Genomic DNA, 215 nt, shown 5'->3' on the forward strand with positions numbered 1-215 from the left:
GTGCGATGGCATCGTCCATATCCAGCACTTTACCGCCAGCATCTTGGTTTTGTGCGCTGACGAGTATGCCTTTACCCGCCCGTACGGTACCCCAGCCGTCGGTTCTGAGTTCGAAGCCTTCGCCGTTCTCTCCGCGTTTGTTGCGGTTTGAATCGACGATATGGCCGAGGTTGAGTTGGGATTTCTGATAGTCGGTGGCGAGTTTGATGTGTTCC

At 54.9% G+C, this 215-nt stretch carries 1 protein-coding gene; it reads right to left on the reverse strand.

Annotated features, from left to right (window positions below; all coding sequences use genetic code 11):
* Window positions 1-215: type VI secretion system Vgr family protein (locus ACTHUG_RS11700; protein ID WP_440386938.1), on the reverse strand; the 215-nt coding region annotated here is incomplete at both ends.

Source organism: Neisseria sp. P0022.S009, assembly GCF_051956675.1.
GTDB lineage: Bacteria > Pseudomonadota > Gammaproteobacteria > Burkholderiales > Neisseriaceae > Neisseria.